The 19,940-nt window shown below is 28.7% G+C and carries 13 protein-coding genes; 6 read left to right on the plus strand and 7 right to left on the minus strand.

The window, feature by feature from the left end:
• Window positions 1-3: 3 nt before the first annotated feature.
• The 4 genes from AAGU07_RS02725 to AAGU07_RS02740 form a co-directional block, all read right to left on the minus strand.
• Window positions 4-945: a hypothetical protein gene (locus AAGU07_RS02725; protein ID WP_342457688.1), complete on the minus strand. Its 942-nt coding sequence runs from the start codon at window positions 943-945 to the stop codon at window positions 4-6.
• 138 nt (window positions 946-1,083) lie between these two features.
• Window positions 1,084-2,208: a 3-dehydroquinate synthase II gene (locus AAGU07_RS02730; RefSeq protein ID WP_342457689.1), complete on the minus strand. Its 1,125-nt coding sequence runs from the start codon at window positions 2,206-2,208 to the stop codon at window positions 1,084-1,086.
• A gap of 33 nt (window positions 2,209-2,241) precedes the next feature.
• Complete coding sequence (locus AAGU07_RS02735; RefSeq protein ID WP_048081150.1) at window positions 2,242-3,039, minus strand: 2-amino-3,7-dideoxy-D-threo-hept-6-ulosonate synthase; 798 nt, start codon at window positions 3,037-3,039, stop codon at window positions 2,242-2,244.
• A gap of 11 nt (window positions 3,040-3,050) precedes the next feature.
• Entirely contained in the window at window positions 3,051-3,581 is a 531-nt protein-coding gene (locus AAGU07_RS02740; RefSeq protein WP_342457690.1) for a class I SAM-dependent methyltransferase, read from the minus strand.
• Between the two features lie 1,087 nt (window positions 3,582-4,668).
• On the opposite strand from AAGU07_RS02740, the gene AAGU07_RS02745 reads away from it, so the two are divergent.
• Genes AAGU07_RS02745 through AAGU07_RS02760 form a run of 4 tightly spaced genes read left to right on the plus strand, consistent with a single transcriptional unit; the run spans window position 4,669 to window position 12,339 of the window.
• A complete protein-coding gene (locus AAGU07_RS02745) occupies window positions 4,669-7,845 on the plus strand; it encodes a helicase-related protein (protein ID WP_342457691.1) in 3,177 nt (1,058 codons plus the stop codon).
• 2 nt (window positions 7,846-7,847) lie between these two features.
• Window positions 7,848-11,375 carry a TaqI-like C-terminal specificity domain-containing protein gene (locus AAGU07_RS02750; protein ID WP_342457692.1) on the plus strand — a complete coding sequence of 1,176 codons (3,528 nt, stop codon included), beginning with the start codon at window positions 7,848-7,850 and terminating at the stop codon, window positions 11,373-11,375.
• Window positions 11,376-11,385: 10 nt separating this feature from the next.
• Complete coding sequence (locus AAGU07_RS02755; protein WP_342457693.1) at window positions 11,386-11,793, plus strand: DUF365 domain-containing protein; 408 nt, start codon at window positions 11,386-11,388, stop codon at window positions 11,791-11,793.
• 21 nt (window positions 11,794-11,814) lie between these two features.
• Window positions 11,815-12,339, plus strand: a complete 525-nt coding sequence (locus AAGU07_RS02760; protein ID WP_342457694.1) for a DUF1802 family protein — start codon at window positions 11,815-11,817, stop codon at window positions 12,337-12,339.
• Window positions 12,340-12,422: 83 nt separating this feature from the next.
• On the opposite strand, the gene AAGU07_RS02765 is transcribed toward AAGU07_RS02760, so the two are convergent.
• From AAGU07_RS02765 to AAGU07_RS02775, 3 genes are all read right to left on the minus strand, one after another.
• Window positions 12,423-12,653 (minus strand): hypothetical protein, encoded by a 231-nt coding sequence (locus AAGU07_RS02765; RefSeq protein ID WP_342457695.1) that lies wholly within the window; start codon window positions 12,651-12,653, stop codon window positions 12,423-12,425.
• Between the two features lie 316 nt (window positions 12,654-12,969).
• Complete coding sequence (locus AAGU07_RS02770) at window positions 12,970-14,754, minus strand: ATP-dependent helicase (protein ID WP_342457696.1); 1,785 nt, start codon at window positions 14,752-14,754, stop codon at window positions 12,970-12,972.
• Window positions 14,755-14,804: 50 nt separating this feature from the next.
• Window positions 14,805-16,553 (minus strand): AAA family ATPase, encoded by a 1,749-nt coding sequence (locus tag AAGU07_RS02775; protein WP_342457697.1) that lies wholly within the window; start codon window positions 16,551-16,553, stop codon window positions 14,805-14,807.
• Window positions 16,554-17,066: 513 nt separating this feature from the next.
• Between AAGU07_RS02775 and mauJ the strand changes: the two genes are divergently transcribed.
• Together mauJ and AAGU07_RS02785 are read left to right on the plus strand one after the other, a co-directional pair.
• The gene (mauJ, locus tag AAGU07_RS02780; protein ID WP_342457698.1) at window positions 17,067-18,383 is read left to right on the plus strand and encodes a methylamine utilization protein MauJ; all 1,317 of its coding nucleotides are present in this window, start codon (window positions 17,067-17,069) and stop codon (window positions 18,381-18,383) included.
• Between the two features lie 289 nt (window positions 18,384-18,672).
• The gene (locus AAGU07_RS02785; protein WP_342457699.1) at window positions 18,673-19,842 is read left to right on the plus strand and encodes a hypothetical protein; all 1,170 of its coding nucleotides are present in this window, start codon (window positions 18,673-18,675) and stop codon (window positions 19,840-19,842) included.
• Window positions 19,843-19,940: the final 98 nt, after the last annotated feature.

Raw genomic sequence — 19,940 nt, forward strand, 5'->3', positions numbered from 1 at the left:
AAATCACCTTTCCGCAAGAGCAACTATCCTGTCAAGACTCTCTTGAGGAGTTTCTACTGTGTTCAGCATGTATACATCATTTTGTGTAAATAATTCCTTAAAAAAGTTCACCCTTAAATTAAATTTCCTCGCATCCCTTATCATTTGGTGAGGGTTACAGAAATCCTGCTTTATCATGTAATCCAGAGCTTCATCAGGACTTAATTGCCGGAATGATGGATTTTTCTCATTCCTTTCCAGGAGTACCACCGTTTTAAGTGTCGAAGTTTCTCGAATACGCCCATCAAATAATGTACTCACATCAGCGATTCCCCTGCCTTTTACATCAAGTTTAACCCTCTTGACTTCTTCTGCAAATGTTTTCCATACATCTGCCAGATCATCCCGGATATATGAATTCTTTTCTGAAGAGTAAATCACTTCAGCATTGCTGAAAATACGTGTAAAGAACCAGTCGTCTGAAATGTAGTTGCAGTTTTCATTCTGCAGCAGTCCATAGGTCAAAGTTGTTTTTCCAGTCCCAGGAGGTCCAATAATTGCAATGGCATGCCCCATATAATCCACAGCAGACCCATGAACAGAATATCTCCTATGTATAGAATGATAATCTTCAAAAAAATCGGATATTACAGCAAGCGCTATACTTTTAATCCAGCCGTAGTAATCACAGTTTCTCACTATGGCCACCTTTGCAGTTGGATCGTACATTACCTGCAGATCTCCCCCATCTTCTATGGAGAATATCTTTGCATGGGGCCGCACATCTTCATTCATAAACCTGAAATTATCATCCCATTCGTTTTTAAAATCTTCATTATCAGTCAAAAGCTTTACACATGCCCCATGAATGTTGGCTTTCCTTTCAAATTTTATTTGACCTGCTATTTTATCTGCTAACTTATCTTTTGCCTCAGGAGTAATCAATTCAACTTCATAATCCGACATTTTATTCCTCCCATAATCATAAATTTTTTTCATTTAAAACTATGCAAAAATTTAATGGATTTTAAAAAAAGGAATTCTATGTCTATTTAAGCTTAGAATGGATAATCTTGAGTTTATCCCATACTATCTAAGCGCTGTCTATTTTTCAATTATGGTCTCTTCAATGGACATTCCAAAATGTCTTGCGCCTTTATCTAGATAAACCATAACTTTATCGCCTGCTTTAATATCTGCAACCGATACTGGTTCCCCTTCTTCGTTTACAAGCCGTATAGTTTCAGCATTTTGAAGCAGTGTCCTTATTTTAACACCTTCATATTCTGCTTCAATAAGCATTAAAGGCCGTTTTTCAATTTTAATCCTGCCAACAATAGCAGTTTTGGTGTTACCTTCTTTATCTACAGTTAAAACTTCATCTCCAGTTTCAATTTCTGAAAGGTATCTGGTTCTATTATTTGGAGTCATCACGTATGCGTGTACTGGACCTGCATTTACCCTAAACGGACGTGAAGCTACATATTCACTTTCCATTGATTCACTGTGCACAAGGAATAATCCCCTGGAATAAGATCCAATGAGCATTCCTTCCCCAATTGACATCATGGAACTGGTATCAACACAGACCCTATCTCCAGAACCTACAGGTTTTACAAGGGTCACTGTAGCAGGCACGAGGTTGTAATGTTCAGATTCAATCCTTTCAATTAACGAAGCAACTTTTTTAATTTGAGGTATATCTGAGGTATATAATAGTACTCCATCCGTACCATGCTCTAATGTCTCAAGAGCAAGCCTTGCTTCCTCGTAGTCTGGAACAGCTGCAATTATTTTAACATCTTCCCTTTGTAAGTCTGCTATAATGTTTTCTAAAGGAATAATTTTCCAATCTTTTCCTACAAGGATCACATAATCTGCAGATCTTCCAGCTTCAGATGCGAGTTCTTCAAGTCTTTTACTTGTAATTTCGATATATGCTGCAACTGTTTTTCCTTTACTTTTCAATTCACCTATAGCTGCCAAATCTTTTGACTCAGATAAACTATCTGGAAGTGGGAGTGTGCCGTCCCCTTCACCTTTTCTACCTACCAGGACTATATCTGCTTCTTCGTTATCTGAAACTATCTTGATGTTTCCCAATTTCTTTATGCTTTCAACGTCATCGAAGTCAACAACGTGGTTTATCCCGGACTCCAGTGCTGTGGTAATGATACCTTTCTTTTCGTCCCAGCTGGGGTGTTCTGCCATGATCCATGCAAATTTCATAAATAAACCGTCCGTAATCTTAAAATTCAATTTCTATTTACCTTCAATTATTTTCAGGGCTTCTTCTACATCCATGTTGTTGTGAACAATTTCTGCAATAGCCCTTGTAGTTTTTCTAGGTGATTCTGCCTGGAACACATTTCTTCCAATTGCAACGCCTGCTCCACCTACATTTACAGAATCTTTCACCATTTGAAGGAGCTGTTCATTTGTTTCAACTTTAGGTCCTCCAGCTATTACCACAGGGACCGGACATCCTCCAACAACTTCCCGGAATGTATCTGGGTTTCCAGTATAATTTGTTTTTATTATATCTGCTCCAAGTTCTGCTCCAGCTCTTGCTGCAAGTTTCACAACATCGACATCGTGTTCGCTGTCGATTTTTTCTCCCCTTGGGTACATCATAGCAATAAGAGGCATTCCCCATTCATCACAAATTTCAGAGGTTATTCCAAGTGTCTCGAGCATTTCTGGTTCCATATCAGATCCAACATTTACATGGACAGATACAGCATCAGCACCTATTTTTAAGGCTTTTTCAACTGTTGTGACCAGTACTTTATGATCTGGGTCAGGGCTTAATGAAGTACTGGCTGATAAATGGATTATAAGACCAATATCGCGCCCGTATCCTCTGTGACCAGTTCCAACCATTCCTTTATGCATTAAAACAGCATTTGCTCCTCCGCTTGCAACTTCATCAATGGTTTCGCACATATTGCCAATACCAGCTACCGGCCCTATGGAAACACCGTGATCCATGGGTACTATTACAGTTCTTCCTGTCTTTCTGTTTATTATTCTTTCAATTCTAATCTTTTTACCAATCATTAGATGTCCTCCTACTTAATTTTAGATGACCAGAGTGTAAATTCTTTCAACCTTGGAGGGACACCATCTTTACCAGATGATTCCAACCAACCATGTTCAGATTTTATCATTTCTTCTGTTTTTGATGAATGTATGAAGTCAAGAAGACCTCTATTTCTTATTATGGTATCTCGAGGTTTTAAACTTGATGACCATATGAAAAAGACCTTGAAAGTTGTGTCAGGGTGGTAACCCCCTCCAAGGTCTACAGATAATACATCGCATGTTTTGATCTTTTTTATAACATATTCCAGTGTTTCATGGAGCCTTACATCAGCTTTTTTAAACTCTATGTTCTTATATTCCTGACATAATTTTCCCATACTTTCTACAGATTCAGGACTATTATCCATGGCAAAAATTTTGCCTTCTGGTGCAAGTTCAGAGAGAATTTTGGTGGAATTTCCAACATGACACCCAAGTTCCACTACAACATCGTCTGCTTTTATAATATCTTTCAAAGCTTCCCTATAAACTTTAATATTATACACTACTTTTATCATAAAATTCACTGATTACTCTTTATTGTTTATTAGTATTTCTAAACCATTCCTTGTTATGCTTTATCCATATATATTCCACTATAAACTATCGATCAATTCTGTAAAATTCACGGATTAATTTTTACTGTTAATTAATATCTTCAAACCATTCCTTGTTATGCTTTATCCATGTATAATTTAACTACAAACTATTAATTAATTCCTTTAAACTAAGTTATTAGGTTTTATCTTAGATATATTTAATTTATTAATGTAATTGTTTGGTTTAGTAAAGATAATCCATTAAAAAAAGAGTTAATTTTTTGTTAAAATTTTAATCCTAAATTTTTTTAATTTTATTTATGATCCCATGAAAATGTAATGTTTAAGGGATTTAATCCTTTAAATTTTGTTTCGTATTTTAGAAAGAAAAATAACATTTTTACAATATTAATTTAATTCGATTATATAACTATTCTACACTATTTAACTAATATAACATCATGATTATAGTTCAGTGATTAGAATTTAAGGCCTATTTTTGATATACTAATCATATATAACTATTATTTTTTCAATCATTTTATTTCTTTCTAACTCCCTAAATTGAATTACTTTTCAATGCTCTAACTCAAAATCTATAAAATATAATGTCCATGTGTGTAATAGGTGTTCAAATTGGATGTTATAGATACCAAAGTTAGAAAATGCAAGGATATAACTATATTATTGATAAGAAAATGAGAGAACGTAGAATAGAATAAGATAAATGCATTATTCCACTAAATGAAAGTAATCCTTTTGAATCAGACGAATTTGTTAAAGTTCTAAGAAAATCAGATTTTGAAAAAATAGGAAATTTAATTAAGAACTTGAAGGTGAACGAGAACAATTAAAGAAAGAAATTAACGAGCTTACAACACTGTTAGAAACACAACGTAAATACATATATTCACTTGAAAACTCATCGAATATTGAGTCAAAGGATAGAAATAAAAAAGTATATTCAAAAATTTAATTAAAATGTGATTGGTATCAACTAATCCATTACTATTAAAAATAAAAATAATAACGAAATTTTTATGTTTAAAAAAAGAAATCGTTATTTATGAATAATGATCTGACTTTTATAACTAATGAACTAGGTAACAAATTAGTTGATAGATTCAATACCCTTATTAAAGACACACAATTTTTCGATTGTTTAGTTGGCTATTTTTACACAAGTGGATTTCATTCTTTATACAGATCTTTAGAAAATACCGAAAAAATTAGAGTTTTAATTGGTATTTCCACTGATAAAAGAACATTTGACATTATTCAAGAATCTAAATCTCAAACATTTATTTTATCACATAAAGAGACTAAAGATAATTTTTCTGACAAGATAATTGAAGAAATGGAAAAATCTGAAGATTCTTTAAGAGTAGAAGAAGGAATTAAAAAGTTTATAGAATGGTTAAATTTGGGTAAATTAGAGATAAGGGTTTATCCTTCTGAAAAAATCCATTCAAAATTGTATATTATGGGTTTTAAAGAAGAAGATAGAGATTCTGGAAGAGTAATTACAGGATCAAGTAATTTTACTAAATCTGGATTAACAGATAATCTTGAATTTAATGTAGAATTAAAAAATAGTTCTGATTTTAATTATGCATTAAGTAAATTTAATGAATTATGGAAAAATTCTATAGAAGTTACCGAAGAATATGTTAATACTGTTAAGAAAAAGACATGGTTAAATGATTCAATAACTCCTTACGAACTGTATTTAAAATTTCTTTATGAATATCTAAAAGAAAAAATTAATATTGACCAAGAAGAACTAAAAAAAGCTCTTTTGCCTGAAAACTTTATGGATTTGCAATATCAAAAAGATGCTGTAAGAGATGCTAAGATGAAGCTTGAAGAGTACGGAGGCGTTTTTATATCTGATGTTGTAGGATTAGGAAAAACATATATTTGCGCTTTACTTGCTCAGCAATTAGAAGGTAGATCTTTAGTTATAGCTCCTCCAATTTTAATTGACAGAGGTAATCCCGGTTCTTGGCGTAATGTTTTTGGAGATTTTGGAGTTAGAGGGCCAGAATTTGAATCCAGAGGTAAATTAGATAAGTTAATAGATGAAGGCACTGATAAATACATGAATGTATTCATTGATGAATCTCATGACTTTAGAAATGAAGCTACACAAAGTTATGCGAAACTATCTCAAATATGCCAAGGTAAAAGAGTAATTCTAGTATCTGCAACTCCACTAAATAATACACCTATGGACATATTAAGCCAAATTAAGCTATTCCAGAGTGCCCATAAGTCCACATTACCTCACCCAAAAGTAAGGGATTTGGAGAAATATTTTAGAAGACTTCAAAATAGACTAAAAGGACTAGATAGACAAAAAGATAGAGATGAATATTTGAGGATAGTTCAAGAAAATGCTAAAGAGATTCGTGAAGATGTTTTACAATATTTAATGGTTAGAAGAACACGATCTAGCATTACAAAATATTATGGAAAAGATCTAGAAAAACAAGGTCTTAAATTCCCTGAAGTTGAAGATCCAAAACCGATTTATTATCAATTTGATGAATATCTGGATGAAATATTCAATAGAACCTTAAAATTGATCATTAAAGACTTTAAATATGCAAGATACACCCCTTTATTATATCTTAAAAAGAAAATAAGATCCCAAGAAGCCCCACAGAGAAATATGGGAAAATTCATGAAAATTCTTCTACTTAAAAGATTAGAAAGTAGCTTTTGTGCTTTTAAGCAAACTGTAAACCGATTCATTATTTCTTACACTCGATTCATAGAAGAATATAAGAAAGGAAACGTCTATGTCAGTAAATCCATAAACAAGATTTTTGAATTGCTTGAAAACGATGATATTGAATCTATACAAAAAAAATTTATTGATAAAGGAAATGCTTCAAAATATTCATCTTCTTCCTTTATTCCCGACTTTATTGAAGATCTTGAAAGCGATTTAAAAGTCCTAAAAGAAATAAATGATATGTGGAACGATATAACAGAAGACCCCAAACTTGAAGAGTTCATTGGAATTTTAACGAATGATAGAAACCTTAAAAATAGAGTGATCGTTTTTACAGAATCAAAAGAGACAGCATTCTATCTAGAAAAAGAGTTAAACCCTTTATTTGATAACAAGGTAATGGCGTTTTCTGGAGATTCTTCAGAGAATGTGAGACGGAAAATTATCAAAAATTTCGATGCTAATGAAAAAAATCAAGAAGATGATTGCAGAATTTTAATATCTACCGATGTTTTATCACAAGGAGTTAGTTTGCACCGTTCTAATGTAGTAATAAACTATGATATTCCATGGAATCCAACAAGAATGATGCAAAGAGTAGGACGTGTAGAAAGAGTTAATTCAAAATTTGATAAAATTTATACCTATAATTTCTTCCCAGCAGGACAGATTGATAAAAATATAAGTTTGGAGGACGCAGCTAAATCTAAAATTACAGCTTTCATTGAAATGCTCGGAAACGATTCAAAACTATTAACAGATGAAGAAATAAAATCCCATGACCTATTTACAAGATTAATATCTAAAGATGTCCTCATAGGAGACGCAGAAGAGGAAGATCTGGAACTGAAATATCTTACATTCTTAAGAGAAATACGGGATAACAACAGCGAACTTTTTGAAAAAATTAAAAGACTTCCTAAAAAAGCTAGAACATCAAGGAAATGTTTAATAAAGCAGAATTCTTTATTAACCTTTTTCCGTAAAGGAAAACTAAGAAAAATATTCATGACTCATGAAAATATAGCAAAAGAACTTGATTTCATTGAAGCAGCGCAAATTCTGGAAGTAGAAGAGAATATTGAAGCTGAAAAAATAGATGCCGAATTCTATAAGCATTTAGAATTAAACAAAAAAGGATTTGAATCTGTATTCATAATTGATGAATATAGTACTTACAGAGGTAAAAGTCATTCTAGAAAGCTAATTACAATAATAAATGCCGTCTTCAATGGTCCAAATCAATTTACTGAGATTGAAGAAGAGTATCTTCAAGAAGTATTAGAATTGCTTGAAGAGGGAAAAATACCCCAAAAAATTATCAAAGAAATATTAAAAGAATTAAATGGAATAGAAGGGCAACTTGAACCTCTTAAAATTTTTAAAACGATTAAATCAGGAGTACCTTCAGAATTTTTCCAAGAAAAACCTATAACCACTTCCGCAGATATATTTGGACCAAAAGAGATTATATTATCAGAATATTTAATTAAAGGGGATTAAAAATGGACCAACGAAATGCAACGATACTTTTAAATAACGTGTTTAACCATAGTTTCGAATTCGAAAAGTTTGGAATTTTTATTAAAGAACTTTTTAATCATTTAAATATACGTCCAAGAAGTGTACCTATTTGGAAAGAATATGAAGATTATGTAGAATCAGTTCAATCCTTTGGAGTATATCGTGATGAAAATAAAAAGACTGTAGAAATATTCGCTATAAAACTTAAAAAAACAGGTTCCAGAGACAGAGCAAGAACAATGCAAAGAAATTTGGTCGCCAAATATCTAAGAAATTTCAATAGAAATGCAGCTTTAGCTTCATTTTATGGTGATGATCCAGATGATTGGCGGTTTTCTTTCATAAAAATGGAATATGAACTTTTTAAAGATGAAAATGGGAATTTAAAGGTAGAAGAAGATTTAACACCTGCAAAAAGATATTCTTTTTTAGTAGGTGAAAATGAACCTAATCACACTTGTAAAAGCCAATTTTTAAGTTTAATTAAAGAAGAAGATGCTGATCCATCTATAGAAAATATTGAATCTGCATTTAGCGTAGAAACTGTTACAAAAGAATTTTTCAACGAATATAAAAACTTATATTTAGATTTAAAAGAATCTCTGGAAAAAGTAATCAAAAAAGATCCGGCTGTTAAAGAAGAATTTGAAAAAAAACACATATCTACAGCAGATTTTGCAAAGAAATTAATGGGACAAATAGTATTTATCTATTTTTTACAAAAAAAAGGATGGTTGGGAGTTAAATTAGGAGAATCTTGGGGTACCGGATCAAAAAACTTTTTAAGCCATTTATTCGAGAAAAAAGAGTCCTATACTAACTTTTTCAATGATATACTAGAATATTTATTTTACGATGCATTAGCTACAGATCAATATGATGATTATCATGAAAAGTTTAAATGTAAACTTCCTTTTTTGAATGGAGGATTATTTGAACCCATAAATGGATATGATTGGAGAAATACTGATATTACATTAGATAATAAAATATTTAAGAAAATATTAAACACTTTTGATAGATTTAACTTTACTGTAAAGGAAGATGAACCTCTAGAAAAGGAAGTTGCTGTTGATCCTGAAATGCTTGGAAAAGTCTTCGAAAATTTACTTGATGTTACAGATAGAAAATCAAAAGGCGCATATTATACTCCAAGAGAGATTGTTCATTATATGTGCCAGCAAAGCTTAATTAACTACTTAAATACAAATTCAAATGTACCAACTGAGGATATAAAAGAATTTATTCAATTAGGTGACTTTGCATTAGATTTAATTATTAGGGAAAAAATTAAGTTTAGCCAACCAAAAAAAGGTAAGAAATATGGATTACCTACTTCAATAAAAGAAAATTATGAAGAAATAGATGAATTACTTCGAGAAATTAAAATTGTTGATCCTGCTGTTGGTTCTGGAGCATTTCCAGTAGGAATGATGAATGAAATTGTGAAAGCTAGATCCATTCTATCAATTTTTTTTGAAGATGAAAAAAAGAGTTATGACCTTAAAAGAGAAACTATCGAAAACTCTTTATATGGCGTAGATATAGATTCTTCCGCTGTCGATATAACAAAATTAAGATTTTGGCTTTCTTTAATTGTTGATGAAGATGATGTTAATAATATCAAGGCTTTACCTAATTTAGATCATAAAATTATGTGTGGTAATAGTCTTCTTGAAGAGTTTGAGGGACTGAAACTTTTCGATGAAAAGCTCTTAGGAGAAATTCCAAAAGACAATTCTGAAATAATTAAAAAATTGGAAAACAAAGAAAATGCATTATATAGTGAATTAGGCAGAATAGAGACAGGGATCCTTAAAGATAATGGAAGAAAAGATGAAATAAAGAAAGAGCTAAAAAAGATAGAAAGAAAAAAGAGAAAATTATCATTGAAACCTAAAGAAATTGTTATACAACCCACATTATTTGATGAACGAGTAACTAAATCCCAAATAAAATTAAAGAAACTTAAAGAGTTACAAAAACAATTTTTCAGTGAGCAAAATAAAAAAGAGAAAGAAAATATTCGAAATAATATTGAAAAAATAGAATGGGATTTAATTGAAGAAACTCTTAAAGAAGAAGGAAACGAAAATGCAATCAATAAACTTCAAAAATATAAAATAAATGAATCAAAACCATTTTTCTTGTGGAATTTGTATTTTGCTGAAGTTTTTCAGAGAGAAAATCCGGGATTTGATGTAGTGATTGCTAATCCTCCATATATTGGATTTCATGGATTTGAAGAAATTAAACCATATCTTAAAGAAAAATATATATCAGCTACAGGTAAATTTGATATTTATGTTCCTTTCATCGAAAAAGGTTTAGATCTTATTCGTAAAGAAGGAACATTAACTTTCATATGTCCTACCAATTTTACAAAAAGAAATTATGGAAAAAAGATTCGTAACTTCCTTAAAAAAGAAATTACTATATTAAATATTGTTGATTTTGAAGATTTTCAAATATTTGAAGGTGCTTTAAATTATACTGGAATATTTGTCTTTAAAAAGACTATTCCCCAAAATGATTCCTTATTCTGTTACAAAAAACGTTCTATTACACATAAAGGTTTTAATGTTATTCAAGACTCATTAGAAGAAAATGGATGGGTTTTCCATGATCCTAACACACTTAAACTTATAGAAAAAATTAAGAATCAGAAATCGTCTCTTTTAGGAAAATTGACATTTAGTATCTCTGAAGGAATAGTAACCGGCAAAAATGATGTTTTTCTTTTGAACAATGAAGACGTTGAATATCTTGGATTAGAATCAGAATTACTAAAACCTTGTATTAGAGGTAGGCAAATTCGTAAATACAATATTAATGAAGTTAATGAAACAATAATATATCCTTATGAGATAGTAAATGGAAAGACCGTACCTATACCTATAACTACAATAGAGAAAAAATATCCTAATACTTTTGATTATTTAACCCAAAAACGAGATTATTTGAGTGGAAGAGGTTATTTTGAAAAATCAACAAAAAATTGGTATGAACTGTGGTGTCAAAGAAGTTATGATACTCAAGGTGTTTTAAAAATTCTTGTCCCGGAACTGGCAGAATCTAATCGATTTGCTTTAGCAGAAGAAAATCTATTTTATGGAGATACAGTTTGTGGTATCAAACTTAAAGATACAAATTATGAAAATATTTTATATACATTAGGTGTTTTAAATTCTAAGCTGATAGAATTCTTATATAAAAAAACTACTGTTCCTAAAGCAAATCAATTTTATATCTATAAAACTATGTTCTTGAAAAATATTCCAATACGTGAAATAGATCATTCCAATTCTAAAGAGGATGCTGCTTATAAAAAGATAATATCATCAGTAGACAAACTAATAAATATTTACAAACACTCTCACTCAGAAAATAAAGAAATAGATAATAAAATTATTCAGGAAACTGATAATCAAATTAATAACTTGATTTATCAATTATATAACTTAAATAATGATGAAATAGAAATTATTAATAATCATTTTAAAAGTTGAGGGGAATAATATGAAAATTGCCGGAGTAACACATCCAATACCTACAGAATATGCAAATAAAATATACGAAGACAAGAAAACTGTTTTTATTGGTAAGTCATATTTAGGAAAAGTTTCTAAAGGAGATAAATTTGTAGTATATGAATCATATGGAGCTAAAGCGTATACTGGTTACGGTACTATCAAATTTATAGGTAAGGTAAAGACTAATCAAATTTTAAAGAAATATAAAGATAAATTAATAATAAATGAAGAAGAATTTAAAAAATATTCCAAAAATAAGAATGAAATGACAATCATAGAGTTTGAAAATTTTAAAAGGTTTAAAGATCCAGTTGTACCAAAAAGATTTGTAACTATTGCTGGCAAATACATTTATGAAGACGAGTATAACGATATAATCAAAAAAGGAGGATAATCAAACTCATTGGTGATTATTATGCCTAAAATTAAAAAGTGTCTCAATGAATGGAATGCAACAATTGAAGCGTTAGGTCAAGGAAAACAAACAATTTTAATAAGGAAATATGGAACAAATCTCGATAAATTCCTTTTATATCCAACAGTCAGCTATGCTTTACAAAAGGATTATTTTAAAAGTTTCAAAGAAAAATATCAGGGTTTCGTTAAAAATAATGCTTTACCTAAAAAGGAAGGGAAAAAGACAGAAGTTAAATACGTTGCATTCGTTGATAAAGTAATTAAAAGAAATTCTAAGAGAATAGGATCATTTAATAAATACCATATTTGGACAAATAATCACGTAAAATCATATTTAGGACGTAGTGAAGCTAACATATGGGTACTAAGAATTTATAAATTAAATAAATCAATAATGTCAACGAGGACAATGGCAAAAATATATGCCAACTTAGAAGAAGAAGTATCTTTGGATAATATTCAACCTGTTATTAGTGATGAAGAATTCTCAAAGATTATTAAAGAAATAGAAAGTAAAAAATAACATTTAATATACTAAATAACTTATGAATTGCCTTATTATCATATTTAATGGAAGTTTTATGTCATTAAGACGAATAAGAGTTTTTAAATGTTAACTATGTAATGAAATAATCCGGGATGATATTTTTCTTCTTTTATTTCTACATCTGAAATTCCATATTTCGCAAGAGTTTCCTTTAATAATTCAATATTTTGGGACCTGATTTTACCATCCTCAATCCAAACAAGTTCTGTATCTTCTTCTGCTAATATTATAAGTTCTTTACCCTCATCTACAATTTTTTCGCCTTTGAATCCTTTGTATGTTACTTCCATTTTTTACCCTCTTTAAACTTATTAATCTAAATCTGTAGTAACTTCTTTATAATATTTTATCTCTACCTATTCACTCATAAAACCATTACACTGTAAATGAATTAGTTAAAAGAACAATAGGTTTGTACGGAGGGGTTTTTTATGGGTTTTAATGAGTTTAAATAGAATAGAAAAAGATTTTGTATGTCTAAAGATTGCAATGTTTAAACATGTTTAGATAATGAAAAGAATTATTTTGAAACGGTTGAAGAGGATTTTAAAGAAATACTTTGATTAATTTCTGGGTAAGAGATGGGAAAAATTAAAAATTAAAAAATCATACACTTGCTTTCATAAAATCAATCAAAGAACGCTGTTTAGGATAAAAAAAAGATTTCCAAATATCCTTATCTTCAGAAGGTACAGCTAAAACTAAGATTCGTTTTGGTCTTGTAATTCCTACATAAACATTTCTCAACTCTTCATGCTTAATTTTTCTACCCAGTTTTAATAAGTTACTGTAACGTGGCCCATTAGATCCTTTTTTAAGTATTAATAAAACAGCATCAAATGTTTCTCCTTTTACCTTGTGAATCGTACTTAATATGTAATCTTCATTAAAATTTTCATATCCAAAAACATCCTCAAAAGTAAAATTATTAAATCTATTATTAATTTCTAAGTGCCATTTTATTTTCCGTTTTATCCGAGGAGTATGATATCCCTCCAGATTTTCTTTAAATTTATCTAACCATTTTATTAGGGTTTTATCTGTCTTAGGCATTAAATTAATTAATCCAAAAATTTCCTTTTTAAAATCAAAATATCCTCTTTCTTCAATCAGATTAGACAATTCATAATCAGAATATATAACTTTACCTTTTAATATGCCCATAAAAACTCTTTCAAGTAATTTAAAAGATTTTTGGAATTCTGAATTGTCATATAAATATTTAGAGTACATTAATTCTTTCGCATATTTATTTTTAATCCAAGGATCTATATTTGAAATATATCTAGATGAATGTTTATTTCGAGATAAAACTATTTGATCTATCAAGCTTTTACTTCTAGCTAAAATAGCAATATCTTTAGAATGAGTAATACTCTTAAATTTACATAATTCTAAAAAGTCAAATATTATTTTTTCAAAATCTGGATCTTTATAATCATAATCCCATATCTCAGGCTTAAAATCATAATCCCTAACTTTATTAACAGATGAAGACTTATATGGCAAATTTGATAAAGAATACGTAAAATCACATATATTTTGAGAACTACGCCAATTTTCATTCATGGTAATTGAACCCCATTCCTTAATTTTTTCTTCAAAAAGTTCAGGCTTTGCCCCATTCCATTCAAAAATAGATTGATCAGGATCCCCAACCAAAATAATATCTTTTAATCCATTTTCAACAAGGATTTCAATTATCCTCATTTGCATTGCAGAAGTATCCTGAGCTTCATCAATAATCATATACGGAAATCTTAAAGCAATAGTTTTTGCAATAGGATAATTTTCAAGTAATTTCACAGAGAAATAATTAGCATCTGATTGATTAACATATCCTTTTTGTATTAGAGCCTCTTTAGCTTCTCTAATTCCTTTATAATTACCATCTTCAGAACCATCTACATTCTCTTTCTTCCATTTAAAATTAAACTGATCCAAAGAAACAATTGGTTCAATATCACCTTTCATATCATAACTAACTTTATCGAAATATTGCTTAGGATCACGATCCCAGTGCTTTATTTTCCAAGGGAATATAGGTTCTCCAACTAATTTAGGCCTAATTTTACATCCTAAGGCTAAATGACCATAAGGAAAAAAAATAAATTGATTTATAAAGCTGTCAATTGTACCTAAGAAATGAGGATATCTAATTGGTATATTAATAGAAAATGAATTACTTAATTCCGATTGAATTTCTTCCCATGCAACATTAGTAAATGATATAACAGCTATTCCCCTATGATCGTATTCCCATTTTTTTAAAAGATATGCCATTTTAGCTGATACAGTGAATGTTTTTCCACTTCCAGGACATGCTCGAACAACACATTTACCATTAGTTTTACATATTTCTTCTTGTTTACCTTTTGGTTTTTTACTCATATAAAACACTTAAATACTCATTATTGAACGAAGAAATGCTATTTAAAATATTAACTAGTTTCTCCAATTACAAATTTAATTGCCTCTTCAATATAATCTGGAACTTTAAAGTCTTTAGAATCTTCTTCTAATTTAAGAGCCAATGAATAAGCAAATTTAGATTTACTTTTATTACTGGCTATTTTTTCAGCGAAAAACATAGCTCGTTTCTCGGGATCATTAATTTTTATGAGTTTTCCATGAAGTTTACTATGAAGTTCCTTAAATGCCTCTAAAATAACTTCATTATTCCAGTTATTTTTAAACAATTCATATTCAAAAGTATTCTCAGCAAATGTAGGTTTTAAATTATCACTTTCTAACTTTTCAATCGCTTTAACTCTTTCTTTTGCTCCCTTTTTACCTGCATCATCATCAGTTATTAATGCACACTTACATTTTAGGCCTTTTCCGTCTGGATCATTAAATAACTTGGCAAAATGTTCAAATGCAACACCATTGACATTTACAACTTCAATACCCCTTCTTTCAATATCATAATCTTTTTCCATTATTTTACTGAAAATTGGGATTAGAAGAGCTTCTGAAATGCCCTCTACTAAAATAACTCCATTTGCGAAAAACATTTGTGATCTTGTAACATCCAAAAATTTTTGAAGGTACTTTAAAGTGTTATTCTCAAGGTTTAAGTTCTTAATTTGAGTAGAACAAATATTATGATGATCATTTTGCAGTATAGTCACCAAATTTAGATTAGTTTTAGCAGCTATGGTTGGAGAATGTGATGTAACGATAATCTGAAATTCATTTTCTTCATCTAATCTTTTTAAGTAATTAAAAAAAGTATTTTGAAGCTGAGGATGTAAATGGGCTTCAGGCTCCTCAATAAGCAATAAATTATATTCAGCTTCAGAAATTTCCTTCATTTGCTTAATATTTCCTAAAACAGCAGCAGTATAAATCAAATTATTTAAACCTAATCCATTTTGCCAAATTTCAAAATATTGTTGATCACTAGGATTTGCAATTAAGTTGTCATTAAATATGGGTAATTGAATAATTAGATTTCGAATAAATTTATCAAATTCAAAAGTGGCGAAACCTACTTTAATTTTTTGTTTCTTTTCATCCGTAGAATATGATAAATAATCTAAATGGTCTAGTAACCATCTATTACCTTCTATAATGAAGTTTTTCCATTCATCTTTGGTTAAAACATTAGTTACCTTTGTTAATAACTTGTCTTTTTCTTCATCCTTACCTATTAACACACTTGAATATAAATCGCCAAGAATATTTTCTCTATTAGGCCTTAAATTCCTATTGGGATCCCTTAAAGCACTTAAATAAACATTACGTAGTACTGAACGAACTTCATGAGACACACTACTTCCTTCTGTTGCACCGCCCCAAACTTTTCTCTTTACTTGTTTGCCCAATTTATGATCAATAAGCTCAAATCTAAAATGTAATTGAAGATTACGTTCACCTTCTTCATTTAAAGCATCTAATTCATTAAATAACCCAGTTTCCTCAAAATCTTCAAACTTAAAAAATAAATGGAATTCTATATCCTCTATTTCATTACCTAACTCTGATTTATCAATCCTAAAATCAGATTTAGAACAGTAAATATCTCGGGGTTGTTGAAAATCACCTAAACATAATCTTAATGCATCAATGACAGCGGTTTTCCCCGAGTTATTCTCTCCTATAATAATATTTAATCCTTTATCAAAGTCAAGTTCTAGATCTTCTATTGCACGAAAGTTTTTAATTATAAATTTTTCTAAATACATACAACCTTTTAATAATCTCTTAATTATCCTTAAATAAGTTTATTGGTATATTAATTAATAAAATATTAATATTAACTCCTTAATAATTAAATATATAAAAAGCAACAAGGAATTAAGTTATATAGTCCCAGTTCTCATGAAATATAATAAAAATGCTTAAAAACTAATGGTTATTTTAAAATATTTCCTGTCTTTTACAGGAATCACAGATCCAAATCTCATCTTTTGTATCTTTCTGTTTAATAATGCTCCCAACCTTTTCTATGACAATATTTACATTCTTTATGTACTTTTGTCAGGATTAAGTCTTCATCAACAAGTAATTCTCTAAGTTTATTATCTCCATCATGAATAAATCGACTATAATCCCTATTTAGTAATTCACTATTTTTTGGTAGAGCTATAATTAAATCGTGACAAAAAAGTCATATGTAATAATTAGGAGATATAAATAGGGTTTTCATAGATAATTACTCGTATCAAAGTATTAACAAATTTAAAATGTGATTATTGATGAAATTAGGTAAAAATGATATAAAAGAGTTAATTTCATTGCTAGAGTTATTATTTAATATAAAAAGCTGTAAATACGACAATAAAATAATATTTAAAGAAAAACAGTTTAAATTAAGTATTTCTGTGTCTGAATTAAGAGATATTAATGAAAAAATTCATGATTTGAGATACAAAGATTTTTACATTTTTAATAAAAATTATTTTGAAGAATTATTACATGTAGAAGGCCATCCTCTTTATATTCAAAAATATTTCTCAAAACCTATTATTATTCACAATGAAGGCAAAATTATCACATATGAATTATCTAAGCCAAGTCTAGAATATATTTTACTTTCATTTATAAAAATGTCCGAAATGGGAATATGTAATGCCCCTTCATTATTCCTAAAAAAATTTTATAAAGCTAGAGAATTCAGTAATGGACACTGTTGCAGTCATATACAATCCAAATTCAATTCCCTTAAAATTTTTAAAACTCTTGAATCAATTGAAGAGATTTTACCCGGTTTTGATAATATTACAATAGATGATTCATTAAGAAACTTCATAGAATCACAATTTGATAAAATAATAACTTTAAAAATTATAACAACTGAAAATGAAACATCTGATGAATATTTTTTTGATTTAGCAGATTCATTTAGATTTCGGATTAATTATCACACACAAATAGCTTTTATTAGAAAATTTGAATATTATGAAAATAGTTTAGAAACAATTAAACGAATAAACGAGACTGAAGAAATTAAAACTATTCCTCAAAAATCATATAAAAAAGAACTTTTACTTTACTATGAACAAGCATTATCAACTAATGATCCTGTTTTTAGATTTTTATCATTTTATCACGTACTTGAATATTTTTTCAAAATACATTCCAAAAAAAGATTTGAAAGAGATCAAATTGAAGATGTTATGCATCAATTCTTAAATAAAAATGAACTGAAAAAAAACATTTATAAGTTCGATTTTAGTTCTTATAATCACGATTTAATTGCTAATAAAGATAATTTAGCATTAGATAAACTACAAAATGAAAAAGAGGGAATTATCTATTATGATTATTATAATTATTTAACCACTGAAAAAGTTAATTTTGCAGATGCAAAGCCATTAAATGATAATAAATTCATTCCAACATTAGCAAAAAGGATTTATAGAGTTAGAAATGCAATTGTACATCGGAAAGAAGGGGAATCTAAATATTTAAATTATAAAAAAAGACATAGAGATGAATTGAAAATAGAGTTACCTCTTATTCGACTTATTGCAGAACAATTTATAATCAATAGTTCTAATGAATTAAAATAGTTAATTTTTTATCAAAATTTATTAGATTTTAATTAATTAAAATGTGCAATTACATAAAAAAAGTTGTAAGATTATATGAAACTATAATAGTATTAAATTTTAATATTTGAAAATGCACATCATAACTATGTAGAAAAAAGCATAAAGAAATATCATTTCCTTATAATAAACAGTAGAAATCTAAGTTAAAGCTCGTTAAATAACATTTTTTGTAATTTTTGAATCTCTTCGACATTATGAGACTTAAATTAAAGCATAATATTTAAATGATAATACTAAATGTATAATTATGTCTAAAGAGGATATTGTTTATCATGGATATCCAAATAACTTGGATTATAAGGAAATAGCCAATTTAGTATTAATCCATGATAAAATTTATGATGCTAATTCAACATTAACAAATTTATTTTCTTTATCTTCAGATTTAGCTGAAATGCTTGATAATTTAGATAATCCCGATAAAAATCATTTGCAGGAAGTATTCAGCGATGAAAATTTAATAACGAGTTATTCCAATATTGTAATATTACTATCTTCAATTTCTTATTATTATGGATTAAATTATAATGATTGGTGGGATCAGGAAATTTATTCAGTTGATAAATTATCTGAAGTTGATGAAAAGAATTCACAAAAATTTATTGAGACCATTATTCCTTCTCTTAGGAGAGCATATAAACAGAATCCTGATGTAATTAAGGATACAATTGAAGTATTATATGATGTGCCTTTGTTGAATAAGTTTATTATAAAAAGTGACGAATATGGGCATGACATAGCGAAAATAAGGAAAAAATATGAGAATGTTGTTTTTGATTCAATCGAATTAGATTTAAAAGATCCTAATTTATATTTACATTTAGGTATTGATAGTGAAGCCCATGGATATATTGATTCATTTCTTATCAATAGTCAAGTTGTTGAAAGTAGTGGATTAGAAATGCCTCTCCATATATCTCCACAATATGCTAACTATATACAATATAAGTACTTAAAGAATACAAGAGGGCAAATAGATCAATTTAAACAAAGAAAATTCTACGAAGACGCATATGATCTATTCATACCGGACATATATACTGCAAATATTAATGATCTTATAGAACTTAAAAATCAGAAAGTTTTCAAAGAATTTAGGAAAGAAATAGGTGTCATGATTAATCAATGGTTTGAAGATTCTTCATATAAACCTAATTTTTCAGATTATTTAAATGAACAATATATTACTGAAATTGAAGGATTTGCGGTTAATAAAGCTCCAAATTATAAAAAAATACTTTTAAAAGGATTTTTAGGTTATTTAGATACATTACTTGCCCAAATTCCAGTGATAGGTTTAATTCCATTAGTTAATACTGGAATTATGGGAACTGAATTATATGAAGCATACAACGATAAGAAGGAATATAAATTTGCTCTTTCTGTAATTGGAATAAAAGATATAATTAAAAAATAAATTAGATAATTAAATTTATAAGATATTAACTTCGCAATATAGGACTATAACGAAGTTCAAAACATTACAAAAACATTAAAAGAATGTTCAATAAAATA

The sequence above is a fragment of the Methanobacterium sp. genome (assembly GCF_038562635.1).
In the GTDB taxonomy this organism is placed as follows: domain Archaea; phylum Methanobacteriota; class Methanobacteria; order Methanobacteriales; family Methanobacteriaceae; genus Methanobacterium_D.